The sequence below is a fragment of the Halomonas alkaliantarctica genome (assembly GCF_029854215.1).
GTDB classification, from domain to species: Bacteria; Pseudomonadota; Gammaproteobacteria; order Pseudomonadales; family Halomonadaceae; genus Vreelandella; species Vreelandella alkaliantarctica_A.
This window is the reverse complement of the sequence record NZ_CP122961.1, coordinates 2,698,670-2,717,285: the sequence shown is the minus strand read 5'-3', so window position 1 is coordinate 2,717,285 and position 18,616 is coordinate 2,698,670. Positions and strand designations below refer to the sequence as shown.

Sequence of the window (18,616 nt, the reverse complement as noted above, 5' to 3'; positions counted from 1 at the left end):
TACCGCGAGGAGACTGCCTTTAATGAAGTTATCTCGTTCTTCAGCACTGCTCAAACGCTTGCAGTTAGGGCGTCGGGCAGTGATCGCGTTTCCGCTCGTGTGGCTGACGCTGTTTTTTTTACTGCCCTTTGCGCTGGTGCTCAAAATCAGCCTCTCCGGGGCGGCGATTGCGATTCCGCCCTATGGCCCGCTGCTTGAGTACGCCGACCAGACGCTGCATGTATTTCTTAATTTAGGCAATTACCTCTTCCTGCTTTCTGACTCGCTGTATATCGCCGCCTATTGGGGCTCGGTGAAAACGGCATTTATCGCCACGCTGGCCTGTTTGCTGTTGGGTTACCCGATGGCGTATGCCATGGCCCGAGCTCCGGCCCGCTGGCAGCTGTTGCTACTGCTACTGGTCATGCTGCCATCATGGACGTCGTTTTTGATTCGTGTCTACGCCTGGATGGGGATTCTGAGTAACAGTGGGTTAATCAATAACCTATTGATAGGTGTTGGCTTGATCGATTCGCCGCTGCGCATGATGAATACCCAGTTTGCGGTCATCATCGGCATTGTTTACGCCTATTTGCCGTTCATGGTGCTGCCGCTGTATGCCCACTTGACGCGCATGGATAACTCGCTGTTAGAGGCCGCGGCTGATCTTGGCTCGCGCAAACTCAATACCTTTATCAAAGTCACCTTGCCGCTCTCTACGGGGGGCATAGTTGCCGGTTCAATGCTGGTGTTTATTCCGGCGGTAGGAGAGTTCGTGATTCCTGAGCTGCTAGGCGGCCCTGACACGCTAATGATCGGCAAAGTGCTGTGGGAGGAGTTCTTCCTCAACCGCGACTGGCCCGTGGCGTCGGCGCTGGCCATGGTAATGCTACTGTTGTTACTAGTGCCTATTGTCTGGTTCCACCGCTACCAGTCCCGCGAATTTCAAGAGTGACGCTTGAATCATGATCAGAATGCGACGGCCTAACTTTTCGACGGTCATGCTGGTACTTGGCCTACTGTTTCTTTACCTGCCGATGTTTGTGCTGGTGGTGTATTCGTTTAACGCTTCAAAGTTGGTCACGGTGTGGGCGGGGTTCTCCACCCAGTGGTACGGCGAGCTGTTTCGTGATCAGCAGATTTTGTCGGCGGTATGGACGAGCCTGCGCATCGCGTTTTTCGCGGCCAGCATGGCGATTTGCCTGGGCACCGTGGCAGCCTTTGTAATGACACGCTATGGCCACTTCCGTGGCAAAACAGCGCTATCAAGTATGGTCACGGCGCCGCTGGTAATGCCTGAAGTCATCACGGGTCTTTCGTTGCTGCTGCTTTTTGTACAGATGGCGCAGATTACCGGCTGGCCAGCCGATCGCGGCATGGCAACCATTTGGATTGCTCACACCACCTTTTGCAGTGCCTACGTAGCGGTCGTGGTGGCTGCGCGCCTGCGGGAAGTGGATCTCTCTATCGAAGAGGCCGCCATGGATTTGGGCTCACCTCCCGTGAAAACCTTCTTCTCTATCACGCTGCCGATCATTAGCCCCGCGTTGGCCGCAGGCTGGCTGCTGGCGTTTACCCTCTCGCTAGATGACCTTGTGATCGCCAGCTTTGTTTCTGGGCCAGGGGCCAACACCCTGCCGATGGTGGTATTTTCGTCGGTGCGTATGGGGGTGTCACCAAAGATCAATGCGCTTGCCACATTGATCATCCTAACGGTATCGCTGGCGACACTGTTGGCGTGGTTTTTCATGCGCCGTAATGAGACCCGGCGGAAGGCTGCTCTACGAGAAGGTTAGGTCAAGCTATAGCACGTCGTCGTCGCGGCCAGCGACGACGCTGTCGAGTTCTCCGCTCATTGGTGAGACGATGACTTGTAGCTGGATGGGCGCGCAACACTGGTGGCAATCCTCCCAGGTGTCATGGCTGCCCTGTGACGTATCAATCAGGAAGGTCAGCGGCGAATCGCAGTAGGGGCAGTGAAAGTCATAATTGACCAGGGCGTCGTCTTGCATGGTTGGCTACCTTATATTGCGGATGCGCTAGATCAGTTTCTTACCCAATGAGTGTAGCAGTGTGGTTGTCGGGTAGGGCATCGTGGGATTGAATCAGGTAGGATATCTCAGGATTTAAGTTCCCAAAGCAACGCAGCGAGAGTAGCGATGATGTTACGTAACATGGCAGTAGCGGCCCTAGTGGCCTTTCCGATGGTCGCGTTGGCTGAAACCCCCAATGTCACCGCTGGTGAGTGGGAGTTTGTGAGCAAAACCAGTGTCACCGGCGAAATGGAAATCCCGGATCAAACTGAAACCGAACGCCAGTGTATTAGTCAGGAAGAGCTTGAGGGCGCTGAATTCGGCTTCATCGAGGAAGAAGAAGGCTGTGAGCTGCTCGACCAGGAGATGACTGCGGACGGCCTAAGCTACAGCATGGTGTGCCGTGCTGAGGGTGGCGAAGCCACTATCGATGGCGAAATGCGGTTTATGGGCGAGCGTATCGAAGGTAGCGTCGATATCCTTACCCAATCACCTATGGGTGAGCTGAGCATGAATACCGTAATTGAAGGCGAGTACCTTGGCGAGTGTGAGTAATGACTGCCTCTTAGTTAATAATTAATTTGTTAATAACTAACCGGTAGCTCTCCAAAAGGGCGTCTCATTGGGGCGCCCTTTTGGCTTGCCGTCTTTATGAATCTGGTGCGCTGCCTGGCGCGTTAGCAATTTCCTCCTCCAACTGCCGCTTAACGGCACCTGGCGAACCCGTGTGGCGAGCGAGTAGATCGTAAGCGACGGGCACGACAAACAGCGTAAACAGCGTGGCCGAGCCGACCCCCGCCATAATCACAGTGCCGATCACCAAACGTGATTCTGCGCCAGGACCCGTGGAAATAATCAGCGGAATGGCGCCGGCCATGGTGGTCACGGCAGTCATTAAGATGGGTCTTAAGCGCGTCACAGAGGCTTCAATCAACGCCGCGCGGAACGCTTTCCCCTCATCGCGCAGCTGGTTGGCAAACTCGACAATCAAAATGCCGTTTTTCGCCGCCAGCCCAATCAACAGCACTAAGCCAACTTGGCTGTAGATATTAAGCGACTGACCGCTTAGCAGCAGGGCGAGGAGCGCGCCGCTCATCGCGAGCGGCACTGTGAGCATAATCACGAAGGGATGGATCAGGCTCTCGAACTGCGCTGCTAACACCAAAAAGACCACTAGCGCACCCAGTATCAGCAGAAACGCGGTGGCGCCGCTGGCCTCTTGGAAGTCCCGCGAGGCGCCTGCCACATTGGTTTGCGCCTCTTCGGGCAGTAGCTCGGCGGCGCTCTGCTCTAAATAGGCCAAAGCTTCGCCGAGCGGGTAGCCATCCGCCAGGTTGGCTTCAATGGTAATCGCCCGTATACGGTCAAAGCGGTTCAGGGTGCTGGCGCCAGCAAAGTCGGAGAGGGTGACCAGGCTGGCCAGAGGGATCAGCTCACCTGTGCGAGCAGATCGAACCTGGATGTTATCTAACGCCCTCGGGCTGTTTTGACTGCCGCGGTCACCTTCCAAAATGACGTCGTACTCTTCACCGTCATCCACGTAGCGAGTGACGTTACGGCCACCTAACAGCACTTCAAGCGTTCTACCGATCTCGGTAACCGTAACGCCCAGCGAAGCGGCGCGCTCGTAGTCAATATCGACTCTTAGCTGCGGTTGGGTTTCGTTGTAGTTGCTCTCCAGTGCCATCAAGCGCGGGTTGTTTTCACGCACATGATCGATCAGCGTATCCCGCCAACGGGCAAGCTCTTCGTAAGTCCCGCCGCCCAGCACAAACTGCACCGGCTTCTGGGTACGTTGCCCAAACCCTTGGCGCATGACCGGGAAAGCTTGTACCCCCGGCAAGGTACGCAGCTTTTCGCGTACTTCGCCCATGATCTCCCAGGCACTGCGTCGACTGCCCCAGTCGGCCATATTGACGATAATAAAGCCGCTATTGAAATTCTCAATGTTGCCGTAGCCACGAGGGGCACGAACGACGACGCGCTCCAGCTCACCGCTCTCCACCAGTGGCGTCATCCGCGCTTCGATCTCATCCATGTAGTCCATCATGTAGTCGAAGGTGGCGCCTTCTGGGCCATTCACCAATACGATAAAGTTACCGCGATCTTCCTGCGGCGTGTATTCGTTGGGCAGTACCGTGGCCAGCCAGGCGGTAGCTCCCATCAGTAATACAAATGCGGCTACCACCAGCCAGCGCATTTTGAGCATCCACTCTAACGTGGCCTGATAGCGACGTTGAGTGCCGCTGAGCAGCCACTGTACGGCTTTGCCAATCCGGCTGTCGTGCATGCCCGGCTTCAGAATTTTAGACGCCATCATCGGTGTAAGCGTCAGTGCCAGCAACGTAGAGACCACGACCGCAGCGGCCATGGTCAGTGCGAACTCGGAAAATAGTCGGCCAATATCGCCTTGCAACATACTGAGTGGCAGGAAAACCGCCACCAACACCAGGGTAGTGGCGATGACGGCAAAGGCGATTTGCCGGGTACCGCGAAAGGCAGCGACTAGCGGTGTCTCGCCGTAGTCGTGCATACGCCGGTTTATATTTTCCAGCACGACGATGGCATCATCGACAATCAGGCCGATCGCCAGCACCAACGCCAGCAGCGTTAGCAGATTGATGGAGAAGTTCATCGCCGCCAGCGCGGTAAAAGCCCCAATAACGGCAATCGGAACGGTCACCGCAGGTACCAAAGTGGTGCGCAAATTACCCAAAAACATAAAGATCACCACCACCACCAAGCCCATGGCGATAAACAGCGTCATAACGACCTGCTCAATCGCCCCGGAGACGAACAGCGATGCGTCGTAGTTCAGGCTTAGCGACATGCCTTCGGGCAGCGTACCTTGCAGGCGCTCAAGTTCAATCTGTACGGCCTCGGATAGCTCGATCACATTAGCCGTCGACTGCATGATCATCCCCAGGCCCACCATGGGGATGCCGTTAGAGCGGAAGACAGAACGGTCCTCCACCGCACCGACTTCTACTCTTGCCACGTCAGCAAGGCGCACCAGATAGCCGTTTTCCTCCTGGTTTTGAGGAGAACTGAGGGCAAGGCGCTGAAAATCTTCGGCGCTGGCAAAACTGCGGGGGAGGCGGACAATAAACTGCCGGTCTTTGGATTCAAGCGAGCCTGCCGGTAGCTCTACGTTCTCTGCCCGTAGCGCATCTTCGATATCGCTCACGGTGAGTCCGCGTGCGGCCAAGGCATTGCGATCCAACCACACCCGCATGGCGTAGTCACTGCCGCCACCGACACGCACCCGTGCCACCCCCGGCTGAACGGAAAGGCTGTCGACCAGAAAGCGGTTAGCGTAGTCGGTCAGCTCGGTGATGGAGTAGTCTTCGCCGGAAAGGCTTAGCCACACCACTATCTCTTCGCTGCTATCGGCTTTGGTAACCTCTGGGTTGTCAGCGTCGTCGGGTAGGTTGCGCAGCGCGCCGGAGATGCGGTCGCGAATATCATTGGCGGCGGCGTTGATATCCATATCGATGCCAAACTCGATCTCGACCTGAGAGCGACCATCTTCGCTTTGTGAGGTAATCAGCTCGATGCCTTCAACACCCGCAATGCGGTCTTCTAATACCTGGGTGATACGTGTTTCGACAACGCTGGCCGAGGCGCCTGGGTAGCGGGTATCGATGGTGACCACTGGCGGGTCGATGGTGGGGTACTCTTGCAGCGGCAAACGATTGAGCGCTAGCAGACCAAAGGCAACAATCAGCGCCGCGATCACCATCGCCAGTACCGGTCGCTGTACAGAGATATCCGAGAAGCGCATTAGCGGTCGGCCTCCAGCAGCGCTCGTATACCGGTTTCGTCATCGGCGATCCCGATTAACCTGGCTTCTTGCCCATCTCTGGCTAGCTGTAGACCATGAAAGACAATTAAATCGTTGGCGGTGAGTCCCTCAAGAATTTCCACCTCGCCATTGCGCCGTTCGCCTATCGACACTTCGCGACGTGCCAAGCGAGTGCTGCCTTCACTCTGCTCAATTAGCATCACGAAGTGGCGGTCACCGCTAGGCTCTATGGCAGCCTCAGGGATAACGACAGTATCGCGTACGCGTTGTTGAACGATCACTTCCATCAGCATGCCAGGGCGCAGGCGGCCATCGGTATTCTCGAGATCAGCGCGGACGCTTACGCTGCGCGTGACTGGGTCCACCCGTGTGCCGATGGCGGCAATTTCACCGCTAAAGAGGGCGTCAGGGTAGGCCGCAGTCGTGGCATTTAGCATTAAGCCGGGTGAGAGGCGGCCGAGAAATACTTCGGGGACGCTGAAATCGAGCTGCATAACATCCAATTTATCGAGCGTCACCAGATCCATGCCCGGGGTGACCAGGGCGCCGACACTGATATTGCGAAAGCCGACACGGCCACTGAAAGGCGCTTTTATCTGGTAATTGGCCAATTCCGCTTCGATCGCTTGAATATCGGCATCTGCTTGACGCAGTCGTGATTGGCTATCTTCTACATCGGCCCGGGCCGCCAGGTTGCGTTCTTGCAGCTGGGACGCGCGATTTGACGCATTGCGCCGCTCTTCGCGAAGTGCCTGGGACGCCCTCAGTTGCGCTTGCTCTTCGGCATCCTCCAGGCGAATAAGCAACTGCCCCTCTTCGACCTGCTCGCCGTCACGGAAATTGATCTCGGTAACGATGTCCGTGACGGTAGCTGATAGCGTAACGCTCTCATCGGCACTAAGGGTTCCCAAGGCTTCTAGTGGATCGGACCAAGTCGTCACGATGGCCTGTGTGCCGATGATGGACGGCGCCGATTGGGCGAACGTCACACTGGAAAGCAGTAGGGTGAGAGGCACGAGCGTGAGTCGCAACAGCCGTCGTCGATGAAAAGGCAAAAGCATAGTGTTCTCAGCGTTAGATAATATTTATACAATTATTGTATAGAGTAATTCGGCTATATAATAATTTTTAAGAGCGACCCTGTTAGAATGCCTGCCTTTTACGGCGGGAATCGCCCTTAATATGAGCTGTCCATTATGATCTATGACGTCGTCATCATCGGCGCTGGGGCTGCAGGCTTGATGTGCGCAGCGCAAGCGGGCTATGCCGGAAAGCGGGTCTTAGTGCTTGATCATGCTAACAAAGCGGGCAAGAAGATTCTCATGTCCGGGGGCGGCCGTTGCAACTTTACCAATCTTGGCACTACGCCACAGCACTTTTACTCATCAAACCCTTACTTTTGTATTTCGGCGCTAAAACGCTATCGTCCAGAGCACTTTGTTGAGCTGGTTGAGCGCCATGGCGTTGAACATGTTGAGAAAACGCCGGGTCAGCTATTCTGTGCAACCTCGGCCAAAGAGATTGTCCGTACGCTACTGACCGAATGTGAGTGGGCGGGGGCTGAGATCAGGCTTAGCACCCAAGTTACCCGCGTGGAGCAGCAGGGCAGTGCCATGCGTCTAACCACCTCCATAGGTAAAATAGATGCAGGGGTGGTGGTAGTGGCGAGCGGCGGACTTTCCATTCCGAGCATGGGTGCGACCGGGTTTGGCTACGACATAGCCCGTCAATTTGGTCTGGAGGTGTTTGATACTCGCCCTGGACTGGTACCGTTTACCTTAAGCGATACCTGGAAAGCGCGCGCAGCTGAGCTCTCTGGTTTGAGCGTGCCAGTAGCCGTTAGTTCTGGCAGCCGCCGCTTTGTGGATCCTATGCTGTTTACCCACCGCGGCTTGTCGGGGCCGGCGATGCTACAGATATCCAGCGTTTGGCAGCCAGGGGAGAGCATCAGTATTGATCTGCTGCCCACTGAAAACGTGGCGGAATCTCTACGCGAGGCGCGACAAGGAACCCCTAAGCGTCAGCTCTCTACTTGGCTTGGCGAACGCTTTCCGAAACGCTTTGCGCAAGCACTGCTGGAGTGGTATCCCGACCATGACTTGGCGCGGCCCTTGGCTCAGTATGCCAACGCAGCGCTGGAGGAGTGGGCGGAAAGAATCAATGCCTGGCAACTGAAGCCAGCGGGAACAGAAGGGTGGCGTACCGCTGAGGTCACCATGGGCGGTGTTAATACCGACGCGATTTCCTCCAAAACCTTTGAAGTAAAAGAGTTGCCGCAGTTACGCTTTATCGGTGAGGTATTGGATGTAACGGGGGAGCTTGGCGGGTATAACTTTCAATGGGCGTGGGCGAGTGGGGTGGCCTGCGGTCAATCTTGCTAGGCGGCCCCACTGTCCCAGGGCAAGAGCAACAAGCTTAAGTAGCCACTTTGGATAATAATTTAAGCTTCTTGAACAGCATATAGCCCGCAAGCGCCTTTCTGCCTGCTGCCATGGCACCGCCTGGATGGCGCATTAGCTTGAATGCAGCAAAGCCACCGACAGCGTAAAGCGGTAGCTTGAAGCTTTGCCAGTTTCTATCCAGTGGTGAAGCGGCTTGCTGTAAATATTCACTTTCGACCAAAATATCTACGCGCTGCTGTTCCAGCTCAGCCAGCAGCAGCGCTTTGCGCTCAGCGCGGCTAAGGGGTTTTGTTGGCGGCTTAGCGGTGTCTGCGGATGGTTTCATCACTTGGCTCCTCAAGCAGTGCTCGGTCTGCAGCCAGCTGTTTGAGTGTTTCTTTTAAAAGAGAGTGTTGCTTGGACTGGCGAATCGCGATAACCGCGAGTAGCAAACTGGCACCGATCAACACACCAGCACTGATGGCAATGGCGGTTAAGCGATAAGTATCCCAGAACAGAACCACTACCAAGGCTGTCAGGGTGGCAATGCCCAATAAGAGCAGCAGTAAGCTTGCTCCTGCAAGAAGAAGCAAAACCAGTAGGCGAGCACGTTCCTCTTCTAACTCAAACACCGCCAAACGCAGACGGGTTTCGCTATTAGCAATCAGCGATTTCAGCAAGCGTTTGGCGGCAGAGAAGACGCGTTGGGTTGGACCCAAAGCCATTAGCGTCGACCGAGCAGCATACCCACAACCATACCTGCTGCGGCACCAATGCCAATGCTCGTCCAGGGGTTTTCGTGGACATAGCGATCACATGCATCGGCTTGTTGGGTCAATGAGTCACGAGTTTCGTCGTAGATCCGTTCGCCGCGAGCTTCAAGGCGTGCGCGGGTGTCTTTCAGGCGGCGTTCGGCACGAGTACGTAGATCGTTCATCTCTCCGCTGGCATCTTTAGCGGTCGCATTGACCAGCTCTTCAACGGTTTCACTCAAGTGGCGCAGATCGTCTTTGAGTTGATCTGCTTGAGTAGAGTAAGTGGGCTGACGTTTAGCCATGGAGTCTTCCTTTGACGAATGAATGATTTAACTACTATGAGCATAGCAGCCATCTAACAACAGACAAGCAAGTGAGCCTATCGGTTCAGCCCTGTCGCACTAAATAAGGGATTTAAGCTAAACCCAAGGCTCAAGCGATGCACGCGATGATCATAATCAATCATGCTTTCACCGTATCCGTAGTAGTACTGTACATGTGCCCGCAAACTGTTGAAAGCAGGCCAACTGTAATCAATCTGGGTGCCTATATTCCCTGCGCTGGGGTTGCCGCGTAACTGACCGCTCACTTCATGGTTATTATTGAGGCGTTTGGCGAGACGAATATCGCCGTATCCCATGTAGCGTTCGATATCTGGGTTGTCATCATCCTTTGAGGATTCTGGAATGCGCCAATGCGGTGCCAGGGTGAACGCCCAGTCGCCGCGTTGAAAGGTGCTTTCGAGATAAACCCGATTCCAGCTACGCGAGAGAGGAGACGAGCGTCCATTAGACTGGTGATTGAGGGAAACTCGGTTGCGGGTATTCACCCAGCCCAGCGCCCCCCAGGCATTGTCAAAGTCGATAAACACTTCCGGCTCGTAGTTGGTTTCCCGGAAAGGCGATGAGGCGTCAGTATTATAAGCCTGCCACCAACTGCGTTGGGTGTAGCCAAAGTAAACATCGCCATAGTTGCCCAATACCTGCTCCGCCAGATTAACCTTGGCACTAAACTGGAATTTCAACTCAACGTTATCAATCGGGGTATCACCAGAAATATTTCGGAAGCTTTCACGGTTTTGATTGGCGTTATAGCTAACTGGAAAAAGGTAGTTGGTGCGGTGGGTAGTGATGGAAAACGGGTTGCGGGTTGATGCCTGTTCAAGCTCACGGCGCTCGCTTAAATCTTCCCGTGCAGCTTCTTCAGGCAACTGTTCAAACGGCATGCCCTGCGCGGCATCTTCGGGGCTCTCAATCTGCTGCAACTGTTGATGCAGGTCATACAGCTCGGCGTTGAGGGCACGGATACGCTCCTCAATCTCTTGTTGAGACTCAGCGACGGCACTCGCACTAAAAGTTGCAAGACTCAGCAGGACAATAAGTTTCGTTAACGGCAGTTTTCGGGTGACCATCAAGGTGACTCGCAAAATAAAGGAATAGGCAAATGCCAAGCGTGTTTCTATCACGCCGCCTGAGGAAGTCAACACCTCTGATTGCGCTGACCATCAGAACGCCTGACAATAGCATCATTCTCCGTCTCTGCGGAGCATTTGATGTCAGCGAGGCCCTAAGTAACGTGTTGATACGTAACGTGGTGAGATGCGCCTGTCAGTGGAGTATAACCTGTTTGTTCCTGCTGTTTGTTATGAGCAGTGTCGCTTTTAATCCAGCCCACGCTGCGCTTCAGTCCAATATGCTTGAGCGGGTGCCCGAACAGGCTGAATTGGCATCAAGGCTTGCTCAGTTAGAAGCTCTTGAAGAACCCTTGACCGCCCAGCAGGTCAGCGATAAAGAGGCCCTGGAAGCGGCTCTTGAAGCTTATGAGCGGCTGGCTTCTGTGGACGAGCGTCTAGCGGCTCTAGACACCCGAGTAGAACAAGCCCCTGAAATGTTAGCACGACTGCAGCGCGAGTTGAGCGAAGCGGAAGAGGCTTCCCAGCAGCTAACGGTGGCTGACTTGAGCAACCGCCCCCTTGATGAGCTGGAAACGTTGCAAACTAACGCCGTGGTCGAGCTGCAGCAGTTGCAAAGCCAACTGGCAGAAGTGAACTCGCAACTGCTGGCCGCCCAAACACTGCCTGAACGTGCCCAGCAGTCCATCGCTGAAACTCTCCAACGCGCAGAAAGTTTACGCCGACAACACGATGAGCGCGAGGCTTTGCTAGCGGATCGCCAACTTTCTGCACTGAGCGATGCACGGCTTATCCAATTACGCCTTGAGCGGGCACTGGCCGAATGTGAAGTAAGCTTTTATCAGCGTGAGCTAAGCGCTAATAGCCGCCTGCGCGAATTAGCCCAGGAGCGCCGTGATGTGTTGATGGTGCAGATCGATTATCAACAGCAGCAGCTAACGATGTTGCAAGGCGTTATTGATCGGCAACGCCGATTGGCCTCTGAGCAAGCCATTGCCGATGCCGCCAGGGATAACCCGTTAATCGCCGCTGGGCATCCGGTGCTGGTGCAAGAGCAGCAAAACAATCAAATGCTAAGTTTAGAGCTGCTGCGGGCGACAGATCGCGCAAACAGTATAGTGCGCGACAATATTGAAGCCCAGCGGCAGTTAGAGAACGTGCGTCAGCTTCAGCGCAGCCTTAATGAGCAAATTGAGGCTATCCGCGGCAGCCAGCTGCTGTCGCGTATTCTGCGTGAACAGCGCAAGTCCTTGCCTCCCTTGTCGGCACCACGAGATTTACAGGACGAAATTGCCGACCTGCGCTTAAAACAGTTTGATTTGGTTCGTCAGCGCGACCAGCTACGTCAAAGCGAGCAGTACGCCACCTCGCGTTTAGCAGAGGCGAACATAGAGGCGACCCCTGGATTGGTCAATTCACTCTCGCAGCTTTATCAATCGCGCCGTGAACTGGTCGAGCAACTGGAACAGTCTTATGGCAGCTTATTAAGCGCGGCTATTGAACTACAGCTTAACCAACAGCAGCTAGTCGCAACGACCAGTGAGCTACGTAAAACTATCAATGAGCAGCTATTTTGGGTCGCGAATAGCCGCCCTTTAGATATTAATTGGCTACGTCAATTGCCGCGCAACCTACAGCTAGAGTGGCAGGAAGGGGAGTGGCGGGCCATTTTACCCACACGTTGGCAAGGGCTCTCTTGGGAGGTACTCAAAGGGGCACCTCTGGTGGTGTTAAGTCTGGTTTTAATCGGGTTGCGACGCCAGATTAAGGCCCGCTTGGCCAAGCTGCATTCGCAGATCGGTCGGTTGAAAAGCGATACCCAACTGCATACCCCCAAAGCGGTGCTGCTGAATGTGCTGCTAGCGCTCCCCGGGCCGCTGGCATTAGCAGGTATTGGCATTGGGCTGCTTGGTGCCGCTGAGCCATTGGCTAATAGCGTTGCCCCAGCGCTGCTTCAACTGGCCTTGAGTTGGGCCGTAGTCGCATGGGGACGTAGGCTCCTGGTAGCCGATGGCGTAGCCGAGCGCCACTTTACCTGGTCGCCCCAGTACACCGCCCAGTTACGCCAACAGCTAGGTGGGCTAGGCATTGCCTTGGTGCCAGTCATTGCCATTGCGGCAATGTCCGGGGAGATGGAAACACCGCTAGCACTGCGTCCGGTCGCCTTGGGTCTGTTGTCGTTTGGCTTGATGGCGATGAGCTGGTGGTTGGCGAAGTTGATACTGGCCCATATCCCCATATTTGGCGTACACCTATTTCGCTTAATGCTAGGGCTCGCTATGGCGTCGGTGCCGCTTATGCTGCTGGGCCTAGTGGTCTGGGGTTACGAATACACCGCGCTACGCTTAGTGGGACGGTTCGCTATTACCCTTTACTTGCTGGGGCTATGGGTCGTGGTGGAGGCTACTTTGGTGAGAAGTCTCGCGGTGGCCGCGCGGCGGCTCGCCTATCGCCGCGCTCTGGCCCGTCGTCGTGCTCAAGTACAAGAGGGTGCGGAAGGTGGTCTCGAAGTAGTCGAAGAACCCCCGCTTGATATGGCGCAGATCAATAGCCAATCGCTGCGGCTTTCCAAGTTGATTGTGTTGATTGGCTTTAGTGCGCTGCTCTATTTGGTCTGGTCAGACTTACTCTCGGTGCTCGGCTATTTGGACAACGTGTCACTGTGGGAGGCGCAAGAAGGGGATCTGGTCGATAACGCGCTATCGATATCAGACATCTTTGCTGCCCTGTTGATTGTAGCTATTACCTTTATCATGGCGGGCAACTTACCCGGTCTGCTGGAAGTGATGGTGCTATCCCGGCTGTCATTGAAGCAGGGTAGCGCCTATGCCATTAGCTCGTTGCTCTCTTACACCATTGTAGGTACGGGGATTGTCATGGGTCTGTCAACCCTCGGCGTTTCCTGGGATAAACTACAGTGGCTGGTCGCCGCCTTGAGTGTGGGGTTGGGGTTTGGCTTACAGGAGATTTTTGCCAACTTTATATCCGGTTTGATCATTCTGTTTGAGCGCCCGATACGTATTGGTGACACCATCACGATTGGCAATTTACACGGAACCGTCAGCCGTATCCGTATCCGCGCCACCACCGTTACCGATTTTGATCGTAAAGAGATCATTATCCCCAATAAAACCTTTGTGACCGACCAACTGATCAACTGGTCGTTGTCGGATAATATCACCCGCGTCGTGCTCACCTATGGCGTAGCCCACGGCTCCGATATGGCCAAGGTGCACCAGCTATTACGTAAGGTGGCGGATGAAAACCCCCGCGTGCTAACCGACCCAGAACCCCAGGTTTTCTGTTTAAGCTACGGGCAGCACAGCCTCAATTTTGAGCTGCGTATTTTCGTCAACGATCTGCTCGACCGGCTGTTTGCCGCCGATGAAATTAATTGCCGGGTGGATGCGTTGTTTCGGGAAGCGGGTGTACGCGTGGCATTTGAGCAGATGGATGTGTGGCTTCATCCTGAGCAGGGTGAAGCGGTTAAAGTGCAGTCGGCTAATCAGTTGCCCTCAGCATCGACATAATGCACTTTTAAGCCTCTTTTTAAGTGTCCTTTACGGCGTGCAGAAGAAATTCGCGGTTGCCGTCGCCGCCGGTAATTGGGCTCTCCTGCCAGTGGCGAATAGTCAGTCCGCAAGCTTCGCAGGCGCTGCGAATACTGGCTTCTACTTCTGTGAAGCGCTTAGGGTCGCGTACAACGCCGCGTTTATCCAGGGCGCCAGGGGTTAGCTCAAATTGCGGTTTTACCAACGAGATCAACTGACCGCTTGATGGCAACAGGGCAGCAATCTCGGGCAGAATCAGCGTTTGGGAGATAAAGGAAACGTCCATGATGGCACTATCGATGGGATGAGTGGCCAGCACGCTGTTCAGGGCTTCACTGCTGCTCATCGAGCGCGCATTTACCCCCTCAAGGCAAGTGACGCGTGGGTCGCCGCGCAACTCAGGTGCAAGCTGGCCGTGGCCAACTTCTACACCGATCACATGGCGGGCGCCAAAGCGCAGCGCGCAGTCGCTGAAGCCGCCGGTTGATTGACCTATATCCAGCACAACATCGTCGTCAAAACGCAGCTCAAGTGCTTTAAGTACCGCTTCTAATTTCAACCCTGCCCGCGATACATAGCGCTCTTCGGGGTCGTCTTCTACTTCGAACCGTGTATCGTCGGGCCACTTTTCTGACGCTTTGGTTAACGGCTTACCGTTCTCGGCAAGGCTTATCCGCCCGTGCCGAATAAGCCTTTGGGCGCGGGTACGGGAGTTGGCCAGCCCCTGGCTGACCAACAGTTGATCGAGTCGCATCATAGTGATTGAGAGTGTCGCTAAGCGTGCTTGTTACCCTTCGTCGGGAGGCGTGTCGGGTAGCGGTGGATTGGGGAGGGTGGAATTGGAGCCTTGATCTGCCTGCAGCTCGGTAGGTGGAAGGCGTGAAGCCCCCCAGCTCCGGTGTAGGAAGTGTTTAACTTTTTCCACCTCTTCGCTGGTGACGTCGGCTATATCAACCCGCTCAAGAGGATCGTAGTGATAAATATACAGCCGCGATGCAAAGCGTTCGAAAGGTAGTGAGGCCTCGCCAAAGCGTTCGCCATTGCCCGATGTGCTGACAATAACGCCATCGCCCCAATCCTGCCCGCTATCATTGTTGGGATTGTAGAAGTAAATCCGCATGACATCCGTCGGGTCGAGGGACGCCCGCAAAATGGTAATCGCGTGCCAGCCGATAAAACGCGCCGCGCTATCGGTGACCGCAATACCCGCTGGTTGGGGATGAATCAGCGGCTGGTTGCCATTGTAGTAGGGGTGATAGTAGGCAAAGAAGTGGCGTATAAAGTTGTCCACATTGCTGAGCTGACCGGTGGCCACATCAACATTAATAAGAAAACCACGGCCCGACCACCAGCCGTGAAATTCGGGATTCACCCAGCGGTGGGGATCGCCTTCGCGGCCAATACAACGCCGACCCATTTCAGCGTAAATGCGATCCAGATGCGGTACGACAATCAACGAAACCGGATCAAGATCCATGGGGAGTTGCGTCGCCACACCTGAGAGGCTCGCCATTGATGAAATGGCTTGGCCCTCAAAATGCATGATGATTTCGTCGTCGCGGGCTGCCCAGGCTACCATCTGCAGCAGATAGTCTGGGTCGTTGTAGGCCCACATGGAGAGTGCCCGTGCTGACTGGCAGGTAGGATTGTTACCCTGGCCAACGCCTAGCGGCAATCCCAGCATGCAGAGTACACCTTCAATCAGGCGCGCGCGGGGAGAAACAGTATCGCCATAGGCGATATTGAGTCGTGACTGCGCCCACTCGGATAGCGGTAGGTTAAGCTGACGCCACATGGCGGGTGCTACCGGCGGTTGATAGAGAATGCCGCGCTCAAGCATCAGCGCCAAGCCGTAAACCGCTTGAGCGGTGGCAGGATAAACGCCGCCACGAATCAGCGCTTGAACCAGTTCGCGATAGCAGAGTAGGCAGTCGCGGCCAGTCGATGAAAGGCCCAGCGCCTCGGAGAGTAAGTGATCACCCTCTTCGAGCAGGTGACGCAACAACACGGCGTGATACGGCGATACCAGGCCGGTGTCGTGCATCGCCCGTGCGAAACCGGTAGATTCAGCCTGCAGAGCAGCCTGATCCATATGCTCCAATCGATCACGGTAAATGTCGACGCCAGGATCTTCACGGCAGGCCTGGGTGGGCCCGTAAAGCGAACTCACAAGCCGGTCGGCGCCTTGGCCGCTAGCGCCAAGGTCAATCTCTGGGTTGGCCTGACACAGCGCAATTTGAGTGATCATCTGTTTGATCGAATCAACCTGAATAGGGCGCTGTTTCAAAATGCGCCATATCTCATCAATCAGGCGATCAACGATATGTTCGTAGCCGATGCGTTCGGCTAAGTGCTGGAAAAGCTGGCGGGGGATGGTTGCCAATCGCCCTTGGGTTTCCCGTTCCGCCTCACTGGGCGGCAAGAACAGCAGCCATAAATTAATTGCCATTACCTGCGTAAGGTAGTGGTGCGCATGCTCGGCGGAAACCAGCGGGTGTTCAAAATTGCCTTTAGCGACAGCAAGAAGCCGAAGCTCGCTTAATGCCTCAATGACGACCACATTGGCATCCGCGCTTTTCAGCGAGAAGGTCGTCAGGGTCGGTACCAGGTATTGAGGAGTTTCCCAATCGGAGCCCCAAAAAACGCCAGAGTCCTCAAACGCTTGCGCGCGGGACTCTAGTGCTTCACAACCGCCATCCTGAAGCAGTACTCTCCGCGCAGTGTCCATTACTCGCGGTAGTTTGGCGGGTTTTGAGAAGGCGGGCGCCTGGGTTAGCAGGCGCACGGCATCATCAAATTTGCTCAACAGTCCATTGAGCTTGCTATCTTCTTGAGAAGACGTAACTTGATCAGTCTCCACGGTGACTCCTTATCCCTGCGTTAGCGGGGATTATACATAGAAGTCGAGATCTTCTTGGCGTTTTAGCAGATCGCGAATCGTATGCGCATCCTCGCCTTTAAAGTAGATCAGACCCCAATGGGTACCAAACGCAGTGCGTTTAGTAACGGTTTCTTCTACTGGTGAGGTTAGCTCATGAGACTCAAAATAGGGGTGATCTTCGGTCTCTTCGGGAATTTCCAAGCGGCTGACCACACGACGGCGGGGATAAACGCCAAAGCAACCGGCAAAGCCATCGGCATCGACCACTTCTTTGGGGAAGAAGTTGGCCACTTCTTCTTTCGTGGTTTTTGGGTCGAACACTAGCATCGAAGCTTCGTAAGCGTTAAAGCCGTAAACACGCTCTAGCAGTTCAAATACCTTAAAACCGGGTGGACGGTAAGCCACTTCGCCAAAGTACATCTCACCATCGCTGGTGACAAAGTATTCCGGGTGGATCATACCAAACTCAATATCGAATGCTTTAATCAGCTTTTCGATTTGTTGAGTGATCTGTTCGCGGTAAATCTCGAGCTCAGGCGATGCGGGCACAAACACCGAGTACCCAAGCGTCACGTATTCGGAAATATTCAAGAAGGCGATTTTGCCATCGTGAATCCATGCTTCAACGGCAAATTCCCAGCCATCCAGGTGCGATTCCATCAACACCGGAAACTCTTCATCGGGAATGGTATCGACTTCATCTGGGGTGCGAATAACGCGGTGACCAAGACAGCCTGCTTTATCAAACGCTTTCAGGTGAATCGGGTCGTTGGGGTCGCCGTCCAGCTTCAGCAGCGTCTGGTTAACGCGCTTCAGAAAGCGCACTACATCTTCTTTATCGTGGGCTTCTTCAAAAATACCCACGCGGATGCCGCCTAGTTGGGCACGACGCTTCATTAGCGCCTTATCACGCAATAGCAGCGATTGGCCGTAAATGCGCGGGTTATCCAGTAGCACAGAGTTGATGGCCCCTGCCCACTCAACGGTCTCTTCGTAGAGCGGAATGGCGACATCGACACCTTTTTCCTTCAGTGTCTCGGCAATTTCCATCGAGCGGTCATTGAGTCGCTCGAAATTCCAAGGCACGTAGGGAATGTCGTGTTTTTGGCAATACTCTTCCGCCCAATCGGGTGCAACGACAATGTAGCGACGGTCAAAATTCTCGGCCGCTTCAATCGCATTGAGACTCCAGCCTAATAGAGCGATATAGCCCTTATTGGGATCCTTCTGCATGTTGATGACTCCAGCTTGGTGAACGAACATAATTGCCAAATCACGCTCACCACCATACACGAGGGGGGCATGCGCGGCTAATGAGCATATTATTCATAGCCTTAATGCTAAGCTCGCTAAGGGTTTAGCTTAAAGGCGCGGCGGTGGGAATATGGTAAGCTAGGCGGTTCAACTTAATGTACGAATGGCAAGAGGATTAGGCCAAGATGGCGGCCAAGCCGATCTACCGTGTAGTGGTTCACCAGCAGGGTGAAATTTGGGATTTATACGTCCGAGAGATCTTTCAAAGCGAACTCTGGGGCTTTATTGAAGTCGAGGAGTTTGTCTTTGACGATGCTTCACGGGTAGTGGTTGACCCCGCGACTGAAAAATTGCAACGAACCTTCGATGGTGTCAAACGTAGCTACCTACCGTTAAATGCTATTGTGCGCATTGATGAAGTAGAGCGTGAAGGGCCATTGAAAGCGGTCAAAACCGATGCCCGGGTTGCGGAGTTTCCCCGTTCCTTTCCGTTGCCCCCGCGCGGCGAAGGGTAAGCGTATGAGACAAGCGCTCCGATCAGTTAGCCGATAAGCGCTGTTGGCTTC

16 protein-coding genes are annotated in these 18,616 nt (G+C 54.7%); 6 read left to right on the top strand and 10 right to left on the bottom strand.

Annotated elements, in window-relative coordinates:
• Positions 1–22: 22 nt before the first annotated feature.
• Positions 23–934, top strand: coding sequence for an ABC transporter permease subunit (locus tag QEN58_RS12445; protein ID WP_280103960.1), 912 nt, complete (start codon positions 23–25; stop codon positions 932–934).
• Between the two features lie 10 nt (positions 935–944).
• Positions 945–1,775 carry an ABC transporter permease subunit gene (locus QEN58_RS12440; RefSeq protein WP_280103959.1) on the top strand — a complete coding sequence of 277 codons (831 nt, stop codon included), beginning with the start codon at positions 945–947 and terminating at the stop codon, positions 1,773–1,775.
• 6 nt (positions 1,776–1,781) lie between these two features.
• Here the strand turns inward: QEN58_RS12440 and QEN58_RS12435 are convergent, their stop codons facing one another.
• On the bottom strand, positions 1,782–1,991 hold the full coding sequence (locus QEN58_RS12435) for a zinc ribbon domain-containing protein (protein ID WP_039860079.1): 210 nt from the start codon (positions 1,989–1,991) through the stop codon (positions 1,782–1,784).
• Between the two features lie 147 nt (positions 1,992–2,138).
• Here QEN58_RS12435 and QEN58_RS12430 point away from each other — a divergent pair, with 147 nt between their 5' ends.
• Positions 2,139–2,567 carry a DUF3617 domain-containing protein gene (locus QEN58_RS12430; protein WP_280103958.1) on the top strand — a complete coding sequence of 143 codons (429 nt, stop codon included), beginning with the start codon at positions 2,139–2,141 and terminating at the stop codon, positions 2,565–2,567.
• A 94-nt stretch (positions 2,568–2,661) separates the two neighbouring features.
• On the opposite strand, the gene QEN58_RS12425 is transcribed toward QEN58_RS12430, so the two are convergent.
• On the bottom strand, positions 2,662–5,796 hold the full coding sequence (locus QEN58_RS12425) for an efflux RND transporter permease subunit (protein WP_280103957.1): 3,135 nt from the start codon (positions 5,794–5,796) through the stop codon (positions 2,662–2,664).
• Positions 5,796–6,878 carry an efflux RND transporter periplasmic adaptor subunit gene (locus tag QEN58_RS12420; protein WP_280103956.1) on the bottom strand — a complete coding sequence of 361 codons (1,083 nt, stop codon included), beginning with the start codon at positions 6,876–6,878 and terminating at the stop codon, positions 5,796–5,798. The genes QEN58_RS12425 and QEN58_RS12420 overlap by 1 nt, the downstream gene beginning before the upstream one ends.
• A 135-nt stretch (positions 6,879–7,013) precedes the next feature.
• On the opposite strand from QEN58_RS12420, the gene QEN58_RS12415 reads away from it, so the two are divergent.
• Positions 7,014–8,198, top strand: coding sequence for a BaiN/RdsA family NAD(P)/FAD-dependent oxidoreductase (locus QEN58_RS12415; protein ID WP_280103955.1), 1,185 nt, complete (start codon positions 7,014–7,016; stop codon positions 8,196–8,198).
• Positions 8,199–8,232: 34 nt separating this feature from the next.
• Here the strand turns inward: QEN58_RS12415 and QEN58_RS12410 are convergent, their stop codons facing one another.
• The 4 genes from QEN58_RS12410 to QEN58_RS12395 all read right to left on the bottom strand — a co-directional run bounded on the left by QEN58_RS12410 (position 8,233) and on the right by QEN58_RS12395 (position 10,364).
• Positions 8,233–8,544 carry a YqjK family protein gene (locus QEN58_RS12410; RefSeq protein WP_280103954.1) on the bottom strand — a complete coding sequence of 104 codons (312 nt, stop codon included), beginning with the start codon at positions 8,542–8,544 and terminating at the stop codon, positions 8,233–8,235.
• Positions 8,519–8,923, bottom strand: coding sequence for a phage holin family protein (locus tag QEN58_RS12405; RefSeq protein WP_071693730.1), 405 nt, complete (start codon positions 8,921–8,923; stop codon positions 8,519–8,521). The genes QEN58_RS12410 and QEN58_RS12405 overlap by 26 nt, the downstream gene beginning before the upstream one ends.
• Entirely contained in the window at positions 8,923–9,255 is a 333-nt protein-coding gene (locus QEN58_RS12400) for an ElaB/YgaM/YqjD family protein (protein WP_280103953.1), read from the bottom strand. The genes QEN58_RS12405 and QEN58_RS12400 overlap by 1 nt, the downstream gene beginning before the upstream one ends.
• Positions 9,256–9,332: 77 nt before the next feature.
• Positions 9,333–10,364 (bottom strand): phospholipase A, encoded by a 1,032-nt coding sequence (locus QEN58_RS12395; protein WP_280103952.1) that lies wholly within the window; start codon positions 10,362–10,364, stop codon positions 9,333–9,335.
• A 215-nt stretch (positions 10,365–10,579) separates the two neighbouring features.
• On the opposite strand from QEN58_RS12395, the gene mscK reads away from it, so the two are divergent.
• Positions 10,580–13,894, top strand: a complete 3,315-nt coding sequence (gene mscK / locus QEN58_RS12390; RefSeq protein WP_280106936.1) for a mechanosensitive channel MscK — start codon at positions 10,580–10,582, stop codon at positions 13,892–13,894.
• A gap of 19 nt (positions 13,895–13,913) precedes the next feature.
• Here mscK and QEN58_RS12385 read toward each other — a convergent pair whose 3' ends face one another.
• The 3 genes from QEN58_RS12385 to QEN58_RS12375 are packed head-to-tail and all read right to left on the bottom strand — an operon-like array spanning position 13,914 to position 18,029.
• Complete coding sequence (locus tag QEN58_RS12385) at positions 13,914–14,672, bottom strand: TlyA family RNA methyltransferase (RefSeq protein WP_280103951.1); 759 nt, start codon at positions 14,670–14,672, stop codon at positions 13,914–13,916.
• Positions 14,673–14,702: 30 nt separating this feature from the next.
• Complete coding sequence (locus tag QEN58_RS12380; protein WP_280103950.1) at positions 14,703–16,775, bottom strand: hypothetical protein; 2,073 nt, start codon at positions 16,773–16,775, stop codon at positions 14,703–14,705.
• Positions 16,776–16,805: 30 nt separating this feature from the next.
• Entirely contained in the window at positions 16,806–18,029 is a 1,224-nt protein-coding gene (locus QEN58_RS12375) for an ATP-grasp domain-containing protein (protein WP_280103949.1), read from the bottom strand.
• Between the two features lie 206 nt (positions 18,030–18,235).
• On the opposite strand from QEN58_RS12375, the gene QEN58_RS12370 reads away from it, so the two are divergent.
• Entirely contained in the window at positions 18,236–18,565 is a 330-nt protein-coding gene (locus tag QEN58_RS12370; protein WP_280103948.1) for a DUF1820 family protein, read from the top strand.
• The last annotated feature ends 51 nt before the right edge of the window (positions 18,566–18,616 follow it).

Bases quoted from the DNA above. Each gene is read 5' to 3' on its own strand.
- QEN58_RS12370 (WP_280103948.1), top strand. From the start codon at position 18,236: ATGGCGGCCAAGCCGATCTACCGTGTAGTGGTTCACCAGCAGGGTGAA.
- QEN58_RS12445 (WP_280103960.1), top strand. From the start codon at position 23: ATGAAGTTATCTCGTTCTTCAGCACTGCTCAAACGCTTGCAGTTAGGG.
- QEN58_RS12395 (WP_280103952.1), bottom strand. From the start codon at position 10,364: ATGGTCACCCGAAAACTGCCGTTAACGAAACTTATTGTCCTGCTGAGT.
- QEN58_RS12385 (WP_280103951.1), bottom strand. From the start codon at position 14,672: ATGATGCGACTCGATCAACTGTTGGTCAGCCAGGGGCTGGCCAACTCC.
- QEN58_RS12410 (WP_280103954.1), bottom strand. From the start codon at position 8,544: ATGAAACCATCCGCAGACACCGCTAAGCCGCCAACAAAACCCCTTAGC.
- QEN58_RS12405 (WP_071693730.1), bottom strand. From the start codon at position 8,923: ATGGCTTTGGGTCCAACCCAACGCGTCTTCTCTGCCGCCAAACGCTTG.
- QEN58_RS12425 (WP_280103957.1), bottom strand. From the start codon at position 5,796: ATGCGCTTCTCGGATATCTCTGTACAGCGACCGGTACTGGCGATGGTG.
- QEN58_RS12375 (WP_280103949.1), bottom strand. From the start codon at position 18,029: ATGCAGAAGGATCCCAATAAGGGCTATATCGCTCTATTAGGCTGGAGT.
- QEN58_RS12400 (WP_280103953.1), bottom strand. From the start codon at position 9,255: ATGGCTAAACGTCAGCCCACTTACTCTACTCAAGCAGATCAACTCAAA.
- QEN58_RS12420 (WP_280103956.1), bottom strand. From the start codon at position 6,878: ATGCTTTTGCCTTTTCATCGACGACGGCTGTTGCGACTCACGCTCGTG.
- QEN58_RS12415 (WP_280103955.1), top strand. From the start codon at position 7,014: ATGATCTATGACGTCGTCATCATCGGCGCTGGGGCTGCAGGCTTGATG.
- QEN58_RS12430 (WP_280103958.1), top strand. From the start codon at position 2,139: ATGATGTTACGTAACATGGCAGTAGCGGCCCTAGTGGCCTTTCCGATG.
- QEN58_RS12440 (WP_280103959.1), top strand. From the start codon at position 945: ATGATCAGAATGCGACGGCCTAACTTTTCGACGGTCATGCTGGTACTT.
- QEN58_RS12435 (WP_039860079.1), bottom strand. From the start codon at position 1,991: ATGCAAGACGACGCCCTGGTCAATTATGACTTTCACTGCCCCTACTGC.